This is a genomic window from Candidatus Poriferisocius sp. (genome assembly GCF_965202595.1).
GTDB lineage: Bacteria > Actinomycetota > Acidimicrobiia > Acidimicrobiales > Bin134 > Poriferisocius.
Genome location: NZ_OZ241836.1, coordinates 306,986 through 322,417, shown reverse-complemented (window position 1 = coordinate 322,417; position 15,432 = coordinate 306,986). Strand labels below are relative to the sequence as shown.

14 protein-coding genes are annotated in these 15,432 nt (G+C 62.7%); 9 read left to right on the top strand and 5 right to left on the bottom strand.

Features of this window, described 5'->3' with window-relative positions; translation table 11 throughout:
• The first annotated feature begins 143 nt into the window (after positions 1–143).
• The 9 genes from ACOGXC_RS01860 (at position 144) to ACOGXC_RS01820 (ending at position 10,423) form a co-directional block, all read left to right on the top strand.
• Complete coding sequence (locus ACOGXC_RS01860) at positions 144–1,376, top strand: BMP family ABC transporter substrate-binding protein (protein WP_419919033.1); 1,233 nt, start codon at positions 144–146, stop codon at positions 1,374–1,376.
• A 216-nt stretch (positions 1,377–1,592) separates the two neighbouring features.
• On the top strand, positions 1,593–3,143 hold the full coding sequence (locus tag ACOGXC_RS01855; protein ID WP_419919032.1) for an ABC transporter ATP-binding protein: 1,551 nt from the start codon (positions 1,593–1,595) through the stop codon (positions 3,141–3,143).
• Entirely contained in the window at positions 3,140–4,312 is a 1,173-nt protein-coding gene (locus tag ACOGXC_RS01850; protein WP_419919031.1) for an ABC transporter permease, read from the top strand. The genes ACOGXC_RS01855 and ACOGXC_RS01850 overlap by 4 nt, the downstream gene beginning before the upstream one ends.
• Before the next feature lie 116 nt (positions 4,313–4,428).
• Complete coding sequence (locus ACOGXC_RS01845; RefSeq protein WP_419919030.1) at positions 4,429–5,685, top strand: ABC transporter permease; 1,257 nt, start codon at positions 4,429–4,431, stop codon at positions 5,683–5,685.
• A 138-nt stretch (positions 5,686–5,823) separates the two neighbouring features.
• Positions 5,824–6,213, top strand: a complete 390-nt coding sequence (locus ACOGXC_RS01840; RefSeq protein ID WP_419919029.1) for a cytidine deaminase — start codon at positions 5,824–5,826, stop codon at positions 6,211–6,213.
• Positions 6,214–6,259: 46 nt separating this feature from the next.
• On the top strand, positions 6,260–7,528 hold the full coding sequence (locus tag ACOGXC_RS01835) for a thymidine phosphorylase (RefSeq protein WP_419919028.1): 1,269 nt from the start codon (positions 6,260–6,262) through the stop codon (positions 7,526–7,528).
• Between the two features lie 159 nt (positions 7,529–7,687).
• Positions 7,688–8,758: an adenosine deaminase gene (locus ACOGXC_RS01830; protein ID WP_419919027.1), complete on the top strand. Its 1,071-nt coding sequence runs from the start codon at positions 7,688–7,690 to the stop codon at positions 8,756–8,758.
• A gap of 31 nt (positions 8,759–8,789) precedes the next feature.
• The gene (locus ACOGXC_RS01825) at positions 8,790–9,494 is read left to right on the top strand and encodes an HAD family hydrolase (protein WP_419919026.1); all 705 of its coding nucleotides are present in this window, start codon (positions 8,790–8,792) and stop codon (positions 9,492–9,494) included.
• Positions 9,495–9,694: 200 nt separating this feature from the next.
• Positions 9,695–10,423 carry a hypothetical protein gene (locus tag ACOGXC_RS01820; RefSeq protein WP_419919025.1) on the top strand — a complete coding sequence of 243 codons (729 nt, stop codon included), beginning with the start codon at positions 9,695–9,697 and terminating at the stop codon, positions 10,421–10,423.
• On the opposite strand, the gene ACOGXC_RS01815 is transcribed toward ACOGXC_RS01820, so the two are convergent.
• The 5 genes from ACOGXC_RS01815 to ACOGXC_RS01795 all read right to left on the bottom strand — a co-directional run bounded on the left by ACOGXC_RS01815 (position 10,411) and on the right by ACOGXC_RS01795 (position 15,229).
• Positions 10,411–11,058, bottom strand: a complete 648-nt coding sequence (locus ACOGXC_RS01815; RefSeq protein ID WP_419919024.1) for a 5' nucleotidase, NT5C type — start codon at positions 11,056–11,058, stop codon at positions 10,411–10,413. The genes ACOGXC_RS01820 and ACOGXC_RS01815 overlap by 13 nt on opposite strands.
• Positions 11,055–11,957, bottom strand: coding sequence for an aldehyde dehydrogenase family protein (locus tag ACOGXC_RS01810; RefSeq protein WP_419919023.1), 903 nt, complete (start codon positions 11,955–11,957; stop codon positions 11,055–11,057). Before ACOGXC_RS01810 ends, ACOGXC_RS01815 begins: the two co-directional genes overlap by 4 nt.
• Positions 11,958–12,203: 246 nt before the next feature.
• Positions 12,204–13,661 carry an aldehyde dehydrogenase family protein gene (locus ACOGXC_RS01805; protein ID WP_419919988.1) on the bottom strand — a complete coding sequence of 486 codons (1,458 nt, stop codon included), beginning with the start codon at positions 13,659–13,661 and terminating at the stop codon, positions 12,204–12,206.
• 111 nt (positions 13,662–13,772) lie between these two features.
• On the bottom strand, positions 13,773–14,699 hold the full coding sequence (gene deoC, locus ACOGXC_RS01800; protein ID WP_419919987.1) for a deoxyribose-phosphate aldolase: 927 nt from the start codon (positions 14,697–14,699) through the stop codon (positions 13,773–13,775).
• A gap of 110 nt (positions 14,700–14,809) precedes the next feature.
• Positions 14,810–15,229, bottom strand: coding sequence for a hypothetical protein (locus tag ACOGXC_RS01795; RefSeq protein ID WP_419919022.1), 420 nt, complete (start codon positions 15,227–15,229; stop codon positions 14,810–14,812).
• Positions 15,230–15,432: the final 203 nt, after the last annotated feature.

The window sequence follows — 15,432 nt, the reverse complement described above, 5'->3', positions numbered from 1 at the left end:
CATGATACCCAGGCGGAACCGTGGTGGGCCCTGTTCCTTCGGCATGTTGCGAATTTGACCTACTCGCCCGACACCCGGATTGTCGCTGGCCCGGGCTAGCCTGGTAGCACTTAACCGATTCGCATTAGACGGAGGGGTCCATGATGCACAAGAAATTGTGGTCGCTGCTTGCTTTGGGGCTGGCGTTGGTCTTGGTGGCTGCTAACTGCGGCAACGACGACGACTCGGCACCCGATATGCCCGAAGCAACCGCCATGCCCGAGGCAACCGAGATGCCCGAAGCGACCGCCATGCCCGAGGCAACCGAGATGTCCGAAGCGACCGCCATGCCCGCACCCAAGATGCCTTCAGAAGCTCTAATCACCCTGGAGGAGGAGTGTGAGGCCTGGGGCGGAATCCAGGCTCCTGCCGATTTCCGGGTGAACATGGTCACCGACATCGGAAAGGTGGACGACGGCACTTTCAATCAATTCGCCTACGAGGGCATGATTGCTGCCACCGAGTGTTTCGGCATCGAGGACTCCAGCGTTATCGAGACCGCGTCCGAGGCCGACTACGATGCCAACCTGACAACCTCGGCCCTCCAGGACCCCGACGTGCTGATCACCGTGGGGTTCCTGCTCGCCAGCCACACCCTTGAGGCGGCCGAGGATAACCCCGACATCCACTACATAGGTATCGACCAGTTCCAGATGGAGTATCCCGACAACTACCTGGGTGTGTTGTTCAACGAGCACGAGGGAGGTTTCATTGCTGGAGCCCTGGCGGCCTCGCTCAGCGAAACCGGCGTGGTCGGTGTGATAGGAGGACTCGAGAGCGTTCCCCCGGTGGTGAAGTTCGTCAACGGTTACAAGGCCGGTGCCGAGCACATCAATCCCGACATCCAGGTGCTGTCGGTGTACAACGAGAGCTTCACCGACCCGGCCAAGGGTGCTTCGGATGCTCAGCAGTTCATCGGCGAAGGTGCAGACGTGATCTTCGGCGCTGGTGGCCCCACTGGATCAGGTGGCGTGAAGGCCGCGGCCGAGGCCGGGGCTTGGGGCATCGGTGTGGACCAGGACGAGTACTACACCACCTTCAACGGCGGAACAGCTCCGGGCTCGGAATACCTGGCCAGCTCAGCCATAAAGCGGGTGGACCTCTCGGTATTCCGCAATATCGCAGCCGTCATCCAGGGCACCTTTGCCGGAGGCTCCTACGTGCTGACGGCTGAGAACCTGGGAATCACCTACGCCCCCTTCCACGATGCCGCGGTGAGCGCCGAGGCCGCCGCAACCGTGGAGAGGGTTCGGGCCGGCCTTGCCGACGGCAGCCTCACCACCGGAGTGTGCGGGATAGACGGCCTGTTCCTGGGCGAAAACTCCGCCTGCGACTGAAGCCACCGGATCCAGCAAATGGACTGGTAAATCCAGATCCACCAGGATCCAGCAAACGGACTGGTAAATCCAGATCCACCAGGATCCAGCAAACGGACTGGTAAATCCAGATCCACCAGGATCCAGCAAACGGACTGGTAAATGTGGCGGCTGGCGTGGGAATAGTAACTATATTTTGCGACCCTCCGGCCACCGGTGCCGTAATCTGGGTCGGGCATGGCTCAGGCAAGCAAGGCTGTACCCAGCCCGGTGTTGGAGGTGGAGGGCATCACCAAAACCTTCCCAGGGGTAATCGCCAATGAGGACGTGAGCCTCACCCTCAACGAGGGCGAGATCCACTGCCTCCTGGGTGAGAACGGTGCGGGAAAGAGCACCCTGGTAAACATGGTGTTCGGGCTATACCGGCCCGATCGAGGCACCATCCGCGTGCGCGGGGAGTCCGTGCAACTCGACAACTCCGGCGATGCCATCGCCAGGGGCATCGGTATGGTGCATCAGCACTTTCAACTCATACCCGTGTTCACCGTGGCCGAGAACATCATCTTGGGCAACGAGGTGACCAGGCGGAAGGGGACCTTCCTGGATCTGGATTCCGCCCGCAACCGAATCGCGACTCTGGCCGAGCGTTACGGGTTGGCCGTAGACCCCGACGCAACCGTGGGCGAACTGTCGGTGGGTGAGCAACAGCGGGTAGAGCTGGTCAAGGCCCTGTTTCGCGACGCCGACATATTGATCCTCGACGAGCCCACTGCGGTGCTCACGCCCGGCGAGGTGGACGACTTCTTCGAGGTGATGGCATCCCTCACCGGCCAGGGTAAATCCATCATCTTCATCACCCACAAGCTGCGCGAGGTGCTGGCTGTGGCTGATCGCATAACCGTGCTCAGAGCCGGAAGGGTGGTGGGCAGAACCACCGTCGAAGGGGCCACGCAACAGTCACTGGCCAACCTGATGGTGGGTAGAGATGTGGTGTTCCAGGTGGAAAAAACCGAGGCCGATCCTGGGGAACCGGTAATCCAGGTGCACGGTCTGCGTGCCAACGACGACAGGGGCGTGGAAACGGTTGCCGGCTTGGACATGGATCTGAAAGCTGGGGAGATATTTGGAGTCGCCGGGGTGCAGGGCAACGGCCAGCGGGAGTTGGTGGAGGTCATTTGCGGCATGCGACCAGCAACCGGAGGGCGGGTGGAGATACTCGGCCAGGACACAACCGGTTGGACACCCCGCAGGATCAACAACCTGGGGGTGGCCCACATTCCGGAGAATCGCAGCAAGCACGGGGTGGTGGCCCAGCACTCCGTGGCCGACAACTTGGTGCTGAACCACTACCACCGCGCCAAGTTCTCCCGACACGGTGTCCGCAACACCGCGGCTGTAGAAGCTGAAGCCGAAGATCTGGTGGCGCAATACGATGTTCGCACCCCCGGCATCAAAGTACCCGTTAGCACGCTTTCGGGCGGTAACCAGCAGAAGGTGATCGTGGCTCGCGAGCTTTCGAGCCAACCCCGGGCGCTGGTGGTTTCCCAACCCACCCGCGGGTTGGACGTGGGCTCCATCGAGTTCATCCACCGCAAGATCATCAACCTGCGCGACCGGGGGGCCGCGATACTGCTGGTATCGGCCGAGTTGGACGAGATCATGTCGCTCTCCGACCGTATAGGCGTGCTCTACCGGGGCAAACTGGTGGGAACGGTGAACGCGGCCGAGGCCAGGCGGGAAGAACTCGGGTTGCTCATGGCCACCGGCACGGCGAAGGACCAGCATTGAGCAAGCCCAAAAGCGGGAACGCTGGTTTCGGGAGGGCGAGCGCCCAGGTGCACCACCTGCTCACAGAGGCGTGGCGCCTTCAACCTCTGTACGTTTCGCTATGCGCCATCCTTTTATCGTTCGTGGTCGGCGGGGTGCTCATTTCCATCATCGGCATCAACCCTTTCACCGCTTACTGGGCCCTCTTGCAGGGCATGGTTGGCGGGCGTAGCCAGATCGCCAGTTCGGTAGCCAAGTCGGTACCGTTCATCGGATCGGCACTGGCCCTGGCTTTCGCTTTCCGAGCTGGGCTGTTCAACATCGGTGCTGAAGGGCAGCTACTGGCCGGCGGGATCACTGCGGCCTGGGTGGGGGCGATGTCCTGGATGTACGACCTGCCGGGCATCTTGGCAATACCCGTGATTCTGGTTGCGGGCACGCTGGGAGGTGCCATCTGGGGGGGCATTCCCGGGGTGTTACGAACCAAGACCGGCGCACACGAGGTTATCAGCACCATCATGCTCAACTACCTGGTACTTTACGTGATTCGCTGGATGGTGAACTCCCGCGATCCAGTGGTGCTGCGCGACATCGACAGCAGCGTTCCCCGCACAGAGCAGATATCCGACACCGCTGTTTTGCCCGGCTTGCTGCCCGAATCGGTGAGCAGCCAGCCGGAACTTCACACGGGCCTCATCGTGCTGGTAGGGGTGTGCTTCGTGGTGGCGTTCGCGCTGAAACGCACCAACTTCGGGTTCGAGGTAATCACTGTTGGGCTGAATCCCCACGCTTCCCACTACGCGGGCATCAACGTGAACCGAGTGATCGCGATCTCGATGGCAGCATCGGGAGCGTTCGCCGGACTGGCGGCAGCCTCGGAGGTTTCGGGCACCACCGGGCACTTCCAACCGGGCACGTTCGCCCTGATGGGCTTCGACGGCATCGCCATCGCCCTGCTGGCCCGCACCAACCCTATTGCCATAATCGCGGCTGCCCTGCTATGGGGTTCGATGCTGTCGGGTGCGCCGCTGATGCAGCAGGAAGCTGACGTTTCAATTGACGTGGTCCGGATAATCCAGGCGATGGTGCTGCTATTCGTAGCGGCCGATGCCATCGTGCGCTACCTCTTCCGGGTGCGCGAGATCAGCCACAGCCCGTTCGGAACCACATCCTCGGGGGAGCAGGTGTGAGCGCCACCAATGGAACCCCCCGGCCAAACCCAAAAACTGGCCTGAACAGCGCGGACAGAAGTGTGAGCGCCACCAATGGAACCCCCCGGCCAAACCCTACCGCTGAGCGGTCCGGATTGGATCGCCATACCATTACCGGGCTGGTATTCGGTCTCTTGGGGGTGGCCCTGATCGCCGGGGTGGCTCCGGCGATATCGGGCACCAGCCGGCGATTCAATCTCGAACCTCCCCCCGATCCAGTGGGAATCGGTTTCCACCCCCCCACCTGGGTTGTTGCCATCGGTATTCTGCACTTGGTCACCACAATTTTGAGCTTCGCTCCGCACGGGATCCGGCGGTGGGCAGGCCTGGCCCGGATCATGAGCGCCATATCACTTGTGCCCCTGATGCTGGTGCTGAGCCTGGCGCTCTCCGAGACTCGCAGCACGAACATCACCAATTTGCTCTTCACATCGTTGGTGCTAGCAACGCCTTACGCGCTGGGTGCCACCACCGGTTTGTGGTCGGAACGCTCGGGGATCATCAACATCGGCATCGAAGGAACCATGCTGGCAGCCGCAGGCATCGGCTACATGACCTACGTTACAATCGGAAGTGCCCATTCCACCGGCTGGCTGTGGTTCTCGATCCTGATTGCGGTGCTGGCAGGAGGCCTGGTGGCCACGCTGCACGCGGTTCTTTGCATCCGCTTCAACGTCAACCAGATCGTGTCGGGTGTGGTGATAAACTTGTTCGCTCTGGGCCTTACCGGGTTCCTGCGTTCGGAGGTGATTGTCAAAAGCGGAATCACCACCGGTGTGGGAACCTCCGAATTCAGCCTTCCGCTGCTGTCGTCCATCCCCGTGGTTGGCGATCAGCTTTTCCGTGGCCGTCCCATCTACTGGATGATGTACCTGGTGGTGCTGGGCACCTGGGTGGTGATGTTCCGCACCCCCTGGGGGCTTCGTGTGCGTTCCTGCGGGGAGAACCCCCGGGCCGCCGAAACGCTGGGGGTGGATGTGGTGCGCATTCGCTACCAATCGGTAATCCTGGGAGGGCTGATCGCCGGGCTGGCCGGAGCATGGTTCTCGATGGAGCAGCAATCACGGTTCGAGGACAACATGACCAACGCCGCCGGGTTCATCGCTCTGGCAGCTCTGATCTTTGGCAAGTGGACACCGTGGGGGGCATTCGGTGGGGCGCTGCTGTTCGGGTTCTCCCGGGCGTTGGGAAGTCGCATCCAGTTCCTGGATGTGGAAGTGAAAGGATTCGGGATACCCAGCGAGTTCCTGCAATCACTACCATTCATCGTAACGCTGGTGGTAGTGGCCGGTGCGGTCGGGCGGTCGATCCCGCCGGCAGCAGCGGGCCAATCATTCCGGCGCAGCGGTTAGAAGACATTCCGGTATACCGGCGCAGCGGTTAGAAGAAACCGAAGCAGTAGAGGGCGAGATACCAAATGAGCCCAGAACAGGCGATCTCGTGCAGCCACCTGCTTGGGCGATACCGTTGAAAATGCCGCGAGATACCAAATGAGCCCAGAACAGGCGATCTCGTGGAACGAGCTGTGGGCCGCCGCTCGTCAAGCCGCGTCACGGGCATACGCCCCGTACTCGAACCTGAAGGTGGGAGCCGCAGGGCTTACCGGCGACGGCCGGGTGGTGACAGGATGCAACGTGGAGAACGCCTCCTACGGGCTCGGCCTGTGCGCCGAGTGCGCCCTGGTGGGCGACCTGCACCGTACCGGCGGTGGGTTGCTGGTGGCCGTGGCGGTCACCGACGGCGACGGCCACCCGCTCACCCCGTGCGGACGTTGCCGCCAGATCCTTTACGAGGCGGGGGGCGAAAGATGCCGGATCAACGAGACCAAAACCGTGGGCGACCTGCTGCCCGGTGCGTTCGGTCCCGAACACCTCCCATGAACGCAGTCGATCTCATCCCCGGTGCGTTCGGTCCCGAACACCTCCCATGAACGCAGTCGATCTCATCATTGCCAAGCGGGATGGCCACGAGCTGGGTGGAGAGCAGATCGATTGGTTCATCAGCGGCATCACCGCAGGGCGCATACCCGCGGAGCAGGCCGCCGCGCTGCTCATGGCTATCGTATGGCGGGGCATGACCGGCCGGGAGTTGGCCGCGTGGACGGCGGCCATGATCGGCAGCGGACACCGGCTCGACCTGTCGAGTCTGGAGCGACCCACTGTGGACAAGCACTCCACCGGCGGGGTGGGTGACAAGGTGTCACTGGTATTGTGCCCGCTGATGGCGGCCTGCGGTGCCGCCGTGCCTCAACTCTCGGGGCGGGGTTTGGGCCACACCGGGGGCACGCTGGACAAGATGGAGGCCATCTCGGGCTGGCGGGCCGAGTTGAACCATGAACAGTTCCTGGCCCAACTCCACGAGGTGGGTGCGGTGATCACCGCGGCTACTGCCGACCTGGTTCCGGCAGATCGGATTCTCTATGCGCTGCGAGACGTGACCGGGACAGTGGCATCGATTCCGCTTATCGCTGCCTCCATCATGTCCAAGAAGATCGCCGAGGGCACTTCCGGCCTGGTACTGGACGTGAAGTTCGGCTCCGGGGCGTTCTTGCCCGACCCGGCCGAGGGCGAGATGCTGGCGCGAACCATGGTCGAACTGGGTCGTAGCCACGGGGTGGACACGGTGGCGTTGATCACCGATATGGACCAGCCATTGGGACGGACCGCGGGCAACGCCCTCGAAGTGACCGAGGCAGTCGAAACGCTGGCCGGGGGTGGCCCGGCCGATCTGGTGGAGGTGACCCTGGCACTGGCCCAAGAAATGATCAGCTTGGCCGATCTGGACACCGATCCCACCGAGGTGCTGGCCTCGGGTCGGGCCATGGATACTTGGCAGGCCATGGTGACCGCTCAAGGTGGTAACCCCGAGGCCCCCCTGCCCATCGCCCCGGTGGTGGACCACTGGAAGTCACCGACCGGTGGGGTGATCGACCGCATCGACGCTTTGGCCGTCGGGGTGGCTGCGTGGCGTTTGGGGGCGGGCCGGGTTCATAAGGAGGACGGTGTGTCGGCGGTGGCCGGGGTGCGTTTGCGCCGAGTTTGCGGTGACAGGGTGGCTGCCGGTGAGGTGATCGCCGAACTCCACACCGACAACCCTTCCCGCCTGGCCGCCGCCCACGAAGCCCTGTCGTCGGCCCTGACCATCAGCGAAACCACCCCATCGCGCCGGCAACTGGTAACAGCCAGAATCGTGTAGACCGCGACTTCCATCCACTGTACAGCCAGAATCTTGTAAACCGCGACTTCCATAGCTATTGCAACCAGACCCCGAGGCTTCACCAAGTCAGAGGCGTGGCTCTAGCTCTTCCATAGCTATTGCAACCATTAGCTTCGATAGCCCCATAGGCTTGGACCGGTGATACGCCCCACCGCCGAAGCGGCACGGAATGCCCCCAAGGTCCTGCTGCACGACCACCTGGATGGCGGCCTGCGCCCGGAAACGGTTGTGGAGTTGGCAAGAGAGAACGGCTACCGCCGCCTACCCACCAGCGATCCCGGTGAGTTGGCCCGCTGGATGGTCCGGGGGGCGAACCGCCTCGATCTAACCCTCTACTTGGAGACCTTTGCCCACACCGTGGGGGTCATGCAGACCCGCGACGCCCTCGAACGGGTGGCGGCCGAGTGCGCTGAGGATCTGGACGACGACGGCGTGGTCTACGCCGAGGTCCGGTTCGCTCCCGAGCTGCACACCGAGGCCGGGCTGAGCCTGGACGAAGTGGTAGAGGCAGTAGTGGCCGGTTTCACAGCGGGCAGCAGTGGACGCACCATCCGTGTCGCCACGCTGCTAACCGCTATGCGAACCGCCGCTCGATCGCTGGAGATCGCCGAACTTGCCGTCCGCCACCGCGACCGTGGGGTGGTGGGCTTCGACATCGCGGGGGCCGAGGCCGGCCATCCCCCCAGCCGTCACTTGGATGCCTTCCACCTGATCCAGCGGGAGAACTTCCACTTCACCATCCACGCCGGCGAGGCATACGGCCCCGAGTCGATCTGGGAGGCGGTTCAGTATTGCGGTACCGAGCGCTTGGGCCACGGTGTGAGGGTTGTGGACGACATCCGGATGGAACCCGGCGGCCTCCCCGAACTGGGGCGGCTGGCTGCTTACGTGCGGGATCGGCGCATCCCGCTGGAGTTGTGTCCCACCTCCAACGTCCACACCGGGGCGGTGCCGTCCATTGCCGAGCACCCCATCAAATTGCTGAGCGACCTGCGTTTCCGGGTAACCGTGAACACCGACAACCGCCTCATGAGCGCAACCTCGATGACCAGCGAGGTGATGCAACTGGTGGATGAGTTCGGTTTCGGCTGGGCCGATATCCGATGGCTCACCATCAACGCCATGAAAAGCGCGTTCATCCCCTTTGACGAGCGGCTGGAGATCATCAATAAGATCATCAAACCGGCCTACGGTCCCCTCGCGCTGTGAAACCAATGACCGAACCCAGGGTCCCCCTGCCGTGATAGACACCGTGGGGCTGGACGCGGATGACACCCTGTGGCACAACGAGCCGATCTTCGCCGATTACGAGGACCGGATGTGCCGCCTCGTGGGCCGCTACCTGCCCGATGCGGATGTGCATGAGAGGCTTATCGCTCTGGAACGCCAGAACGTGGCCGTCTTCGGATACGGGATCAAGGGATTCGTGCTCTCAATGATCGAGACCGCTATCGAGGCCACCGGGGGTCGGATCACCGCTGAGGAGATCCACACCATCGTGGGCTGGGCCAAGGAAATGTACGCCCACCCGGTGGAGTTGCTGGACGGCGTGGCCGAAACCATCTCGGAGCTTGAGAGCCGCTACCGGCTGGTGCTCATCACCAAGGGCGATCTGTGGAACCAGGAAACCAAGATCGCGGCTTCGGGGCTGGCAGGCTGCTTCGACACGGTCGAGATCGTGGCCGAGAAGGACGAAGCCACCTACACTCGAGTACTGAACCGCCACGACATCGCCCTCGACCAATTCGTTATGGTGGGCAATTCGGTGCGCTCCGACATAGAGCCGGTGATCGCCCTGGGCGGTCAGGCCGTTCACATTCCCTACCACATCACCTGGGATCTGGAGCACAGCATCATCTCCCCCCACTCCAACTGGACCGAGCTGGCCGACATCCGCCAACTACCCTCCTGGCTGGCCGACCAGAACCGGGATCGACTGGCCTGATATGAATCCATCTCAAGATTGAAAATAGCTGAAAGATGCTGAGATAGATTTTATTTGGGTAAGAAATTGACGGCTGGGCTGAGAGCAGCTACTATGATAGGGCTCTTCCCCCAACGATCCACCCCCAACCAGAGGGACAAACCGTGGACATAGCAATCCTCAGTTCGGTCATCGGGGCCGTCGGGGCTGGGCTACTCACAATGTTCTTGGCACTGTGGCGCAGCCAGCGCTCCGACTTTCATACCCTGAACGCCAAAATTGACAAAGTCATCGACGGCTTCGCCACCCACCGCCTGGAAACCCAGGAGCAAACCGCCGCCCACCAACAAGAAACCCAAAAACAAATCACCGCCCACCGCCTGGAAAGCCAAGAACAAATCGCCAGCTACCGGGAAGAAACCCAAAAACAAATCACCGCTCACCGCCTGGAAAGCCAGGAACAAATCACCGCCCACCAACAAGAAACCCAAAAACAAATCACCGCCCACCAACAAGAAACCCAAAAACAAATCACCGCCCACCAACAAGAAACCCAAAAACAAATCGCCGCCCACCGCCTGGAAAGCCAAGAACAAATCGCCAGCTTTCGAGAGGACATCCAAGAACAAATCACCAGCTACCGGGAAGAAACCCAAAAACAAATCACCGCCTACCGCCTGGAAAGCCAAGAACAAATCGCCAGCTTTCGAGAGGACATCCAAGAACAAATCACCAGCTACCGCCTGGAAAGTCGAGAACAAATTGCTGCCCAACGCCTGGAAACCCAAAAGCAGTTTGCCAGCTACCGGCGGGAGACCGACGAGCAGTTTGAGCGGCTGCACAAAACCCTGCACGAAGGGCTCATCGGCATCATCAAAGAAATGAACAAGGGCCTGATAGCCCGCGGGGAGCAGCCGATCCGAAAGGAGGGCGTTTCTCAGGAAGTATGACCGCCGAGGCGGTAGGTACCGGGATCGAAACCTGGCAACTGGTGCTGCACGGCCCCCTGATGGGCAGCCAGTTCGGTTGAGAGCATGTGCTCCACTTCTTCCCAGTCGTGGGCCCGAGGCGGATCCAACTCCCGGTTGTAGGGTTGGTCGAACACAATCACTTTCCGCCCATCCTCGCGCAGCGCTTCGATGTTGTGGGGGGCATCCTCTATATAGACATGGGCATCAACCGCGGTTTTCCCACCCACAAAACACAGGTCCCGGTAGGGAATCTTGGCCCAATCCAGCCACTGGGCGGTATCACCGGCCGCTATGGCGTGATCCCAGTTGGTGTACAGCCTGTGAGTGATGATGCGAATCCATACCCCCGCTTCCGACAACCGCCACAGCGACCGGGATGCGCCGGGCATCGCCGGCATGTTTGCCAGCATCCTATGCTCCACCACCGCCTGCCGGTGGTACTTCTCGAAGTCCCCCTCCTCGAAACCCCACTCCTCGAAACCCCAACCGCAGCTCAGGGTCAGTGATTCCTCGGGAACATTTTTCTCCAGGGCAACAACCTTGCGGAAAGCCACGGTGTGTTGGGCGCACACCCCGTCAAGGTCGACACCGAGCACAAAGGGGCCGATGCTCATCTTCCCTTGGGGTGCCATACAGTTTTGATCTCACAGAACGCGTCGATGAGGTAGGGGCTCTGGGCGGCCTCATCAGCCCATAGGCGCTCAGCGGCTGAAGCACTCACCACCCTGGTGATGGTGGCCGCGGCCCGGCGAGCCGCATCGCTGGCCAGTTCGGGATCGCAACCGGTTATGTCCAGCGCATCCACCGCACCATGATCGGCCAGCGGGGGAACCAGCTCTTGGTGACACCCGGTGCAGATGTTGACCACCCCAGGGGGAACATCGCTGAGCGCCAACGTTTCCGCCAGGGTGACGGCAACCAGAGGGCAAAGCTCCGAGGCCAACACCACCGCAGTGTTGCCCGACACAATCGCCGGAGCCAACCGGGACACCAGCGGCAGCAGGGGCGGCTCGTTGGGGGCCACGATCCCCACCACGCCGGTGGGTTCGGGCATGCTGAGGTTGAAGTAAGGCCCGGCCACCGGGTTGACTCCACCCAGGACGGTGGAAAACTTGTCGGCCCAGCCCGCATACCACACCCAGCGGTCGATGGCCACGGATGTTTCCCGGGCGGCAGCCTCCTCCGAGGTCCCATGACCGGCCCGAAGCACCTCAGCGGAGAACTCGGCCCGGCGAGACTCCATCACCTCAGCTACCCGGTAGAGGATCTGCCCCCGGTTGTAGGCGGTGCGTCCGGCCCAGCCCCCCTGAGCCGAGCAGGCGGCGGCCACCGCCTCCCGAATATCCTTGCGTGATCCCAAAACCGCGTGAGCCAAAAGCCGGCCCCCGGCTCCGACCACCGGATAGGAACGCCCCGACTCGGAGCGCTCGAAAACCCCACCGATGAACTGCTTGTAGGTCTTGTTGACCGGCAACCGCCCGCTCAACTCCCCCGATCCTCCATGTGCACTCACGCCACCAACTCCACATAGGGCAACAAACCGACACGGGCCGCCACCATCACACCACCAACTCCACATAGGGCAACAAACCGACACGGGCCGCCACCATCACGCCACCAACTCCACATAGGGCAACAAACCGACACGGGCCGCCACCATCACGCCACCAACTCCACATAGGGCAACAAACCGACACGGGCCGCCACCATCACGCCACCAACTCCACATAGGGCAACAAACCGACACGGGCCGCCACCATCACGCCACCAACTCCACATAGGGCAACAAACCGACTCTGCCTCCCTCACGGCCGTAGCCACTCTCCCGGTAACCACCGAAAGGGCTGGAGGGGTCGAACCGGTTGAAGGTGTTGGCCCACACAACACCGGCCTGCATGCGGTCGGCCATCCACATGACGCGCGATCCTTTCTCGGTCCAGATCCCGGCCGACAGCCCGTAGGGGGTGTTGTTGGCCTTGGCCACAGCTTCCTCGGCGGTACGGAAGGTCAGAACCGACAGCACTGGCCCGAAGATCTCCTCCCGGGCGATGCGGTGGGCAGTGGATACATTGGTGAACAGTGCCGGGAGATGGAATAACCCCTGATCGGGCAAAGCAATCCGGGGGGTGTACAGGTCGGCTCCCTCGGCAATCCCGCAAGCCACCAGCTCCTGGATGCGATCGAGCTGAACCTGGGAGTTGATAGCTCCGATATCGGTGTTCTTGTCCAGCGGGTCACCCACCCGCAAGGTGTCCATGCGCTGCCGGAGCTTGCCCACCACGGTGTCCACCACGGTCTCCTGCACCAGCAGGCGGGATCCGGCACAGCACACCTGACCACCGTTGAAGTAGATCCCATTGATGATGCCCTCGGTCACCTGGTCCAACGCCGCATCGTCGAACACGATGTTGGCCGCCTTGCCCCCCAGTTCCAGCGTGAGACGCTTGCCGGTGCCGGCGGCTGCCGCACCGATGGCCCGACCCACCTCGGTGGATCCGGTGAAAGCAACCTTGTCCACGCCGGGATGGGCAACCAGCGCGGCCCCAGCAGCGTCGTCACCGGTCACGATGTTGACCACACCGGGGGGAAGCTCGGCATCGCGGAGCACCTCAGCCAGCAACAGCGCAGTAAGTGGGGTGGTGGGTGCCGGTTTCAGAACCACGGTGTTGCCGCAGGCCAGCGCCGGTGCCAGCTTCCAAGCGGCCATCAGCAACGGGAAGTTCCAGGGGATGACCTGGGCGACCACTCCCACCGGCACGGCCCGGCGACCGCTGAAGGCATAGTCGAGCTTGTCGGCCCATCCGGCGTGGTAAAAGAAGTGAGCCGCGGCGAGGGGAACATCCAGGTCTCGGGATTCCCGGATGGGCTTACCCCCGTCCATCGTCTCCAAAACGGCGAACTCCCGGGACCGCTCCTGCAACAGGCGGGCCACCCGATAGAGGTACTTGGCCCTCTCGGCACCGGGCAGGTCGCACCAGCCCCCCTCCCAGGCGGCACGGGCTGCGACCACCGCCCGCTCCACATCGGCGGAACCGGCCACGCCGACCTGGGCCAGAGGCTTCCCGGTAGCGGGGTTGACGGTGGGAGCGAACTGCCCGGATACCGGCTCGACCATCTCACCCCCCACGAACAGGCCATATTGCGGTGCGATGCGCACTGGAGCTACCGACTCGGGGGCGGGCTCGTAGTCGAGGCCGAGGTTTGTGGTCCTCTGAATCTCGTTGCCCGGGATCGAGCTACCGGTCAAAGCCAGAACCTTTCTGCAAAAGCCCCGGTACCGGGCAACCGACCATCAGTCCGCAAAACCCCACCACCGGGCAACCGACAATCAGTCAACGCTGAAATCCTCTCGTCGCTGGTAGCGGCCGTCGCGCTGCTTGGCTCGTTGCATGAGCACATCGTTGAGCAGGCTGGATGCTCCCAGCCGGAAACGCTCCGGGGTGAGCCACGCCGGTCCCAACGTCTCCCCCACAATCACCAGATAGTGCCAGGCCTGCTTGGCAGTGCGGATACCCCCGGCCAGCTTCAGCCCTACGGTACGACCGGTTTGCTCGGCCATGTCCCGAATGGCCTCGGCCATGCACAGAGCGGTGGCCGGAGTGGCCGAGATGCCCAGCTTGCCGGTTGAGGTCTTGATGAAGTCGGCCCCCGCCGCCATGGCCAGCATGGATGCCCGCCTGATCTGATCGTAGGCCCCCAGCTCCCCGGTCTCGAGAATCACCTTCAGGTGGGCCGCTCCGCTGGCCTGCTTGGCCGAGACGATCTCGTCGTAAACCTTCTGGTAGCACCCGGAGAGAAACGCCGAGCGGTTGAGCACGATGTCCACCTCGTCGGCCCCGGCAGCCACTGCCCAGGCGATCTCGGCCAGGCGGGATTGCAGGGGGGACAAGCCGGCGGGGAAGCCGCCGGCCACGCTGGCCACCGCCACCGGGCTGCCGGCCAGTGCCGTCGCCGCCTCCGGTACCATCTCTGGGTACACGCAAACGGCGGCCACCGGGGGTGCCGACCCGTCGGTGGTATCGGGACGGCGGGCCCGGGAACACAGTGCCCGGACCCGACCGGGAGTATCAGCGCCCTCCAGGGTGGTCAGGTCCATGACCTGGATGGTCAAATCCAGCATCGCCGCCTTGGACGCAGCCTTGACCGATCGGGTGCACAGCAACGCAGCCCGCTGTTCCAACCCCACCTCGTCCACCGGTGTTATGCGCACCCCATCCACGGCATCGACAAATCCGGCCGGAGCCTCGACCGACAGCAGATCACTCACCCACTACAGGATAAAGCTGAAATCGAAGAAATATCAGCCAGAACCACCACCAGCAGATCACTCACCCACTACAGGATAAAGCTGAAATCGAAGAAATATCAGCCAGGACCACCGAGGTCGGTGTCATAGGCGCTGTACACCAAGTCCACCGCGTTGTGGCTGAGTTGATCAACCCGGTGTACCAACTCGGTCATCGACCGGCACAAACCAGGGCCGGGCCGCTGGGACTGCAACCGGTCGAGATGCTCCCGCACCGATGTTTGAATCTGGGCCTGCTCGGCCCGGAGCTTGTTCACCTGGGACACCAACCGAGGGGCCAGCTCGATGCATTCGTCGTACAGCCCGTGGGCACAGTCGGCGCGGAAACCGATGAGGGCCCGGCTGAGCTGACCGAGCTTTTCCTCCAAGCACCGCATCCACTCCCCGGATTCGTCGGCGGGCATACCTGTAGACAGCAGCTCGTGCAGGTCGGCCCCGGCACGGCTTATGTCCATACGCCAGTCCCTGTTCTCCCCCATGGCGATCTCCTCGTCATCATGTGGGAACGACCACGCTGTCGCTCATGCCTACCCCAACACCCTAGGCCGATGATCGGGAGTCGCGCCAGAGGGTCTCGGCCCGATTGCCCGATAGGGGGCGCTCAGCCGGCGAAAGGGCGCACCCCATTCATCATTTACCGGTCCCAGATCAGCGGGCGAAAGGGCGCACCCCATTCATCATT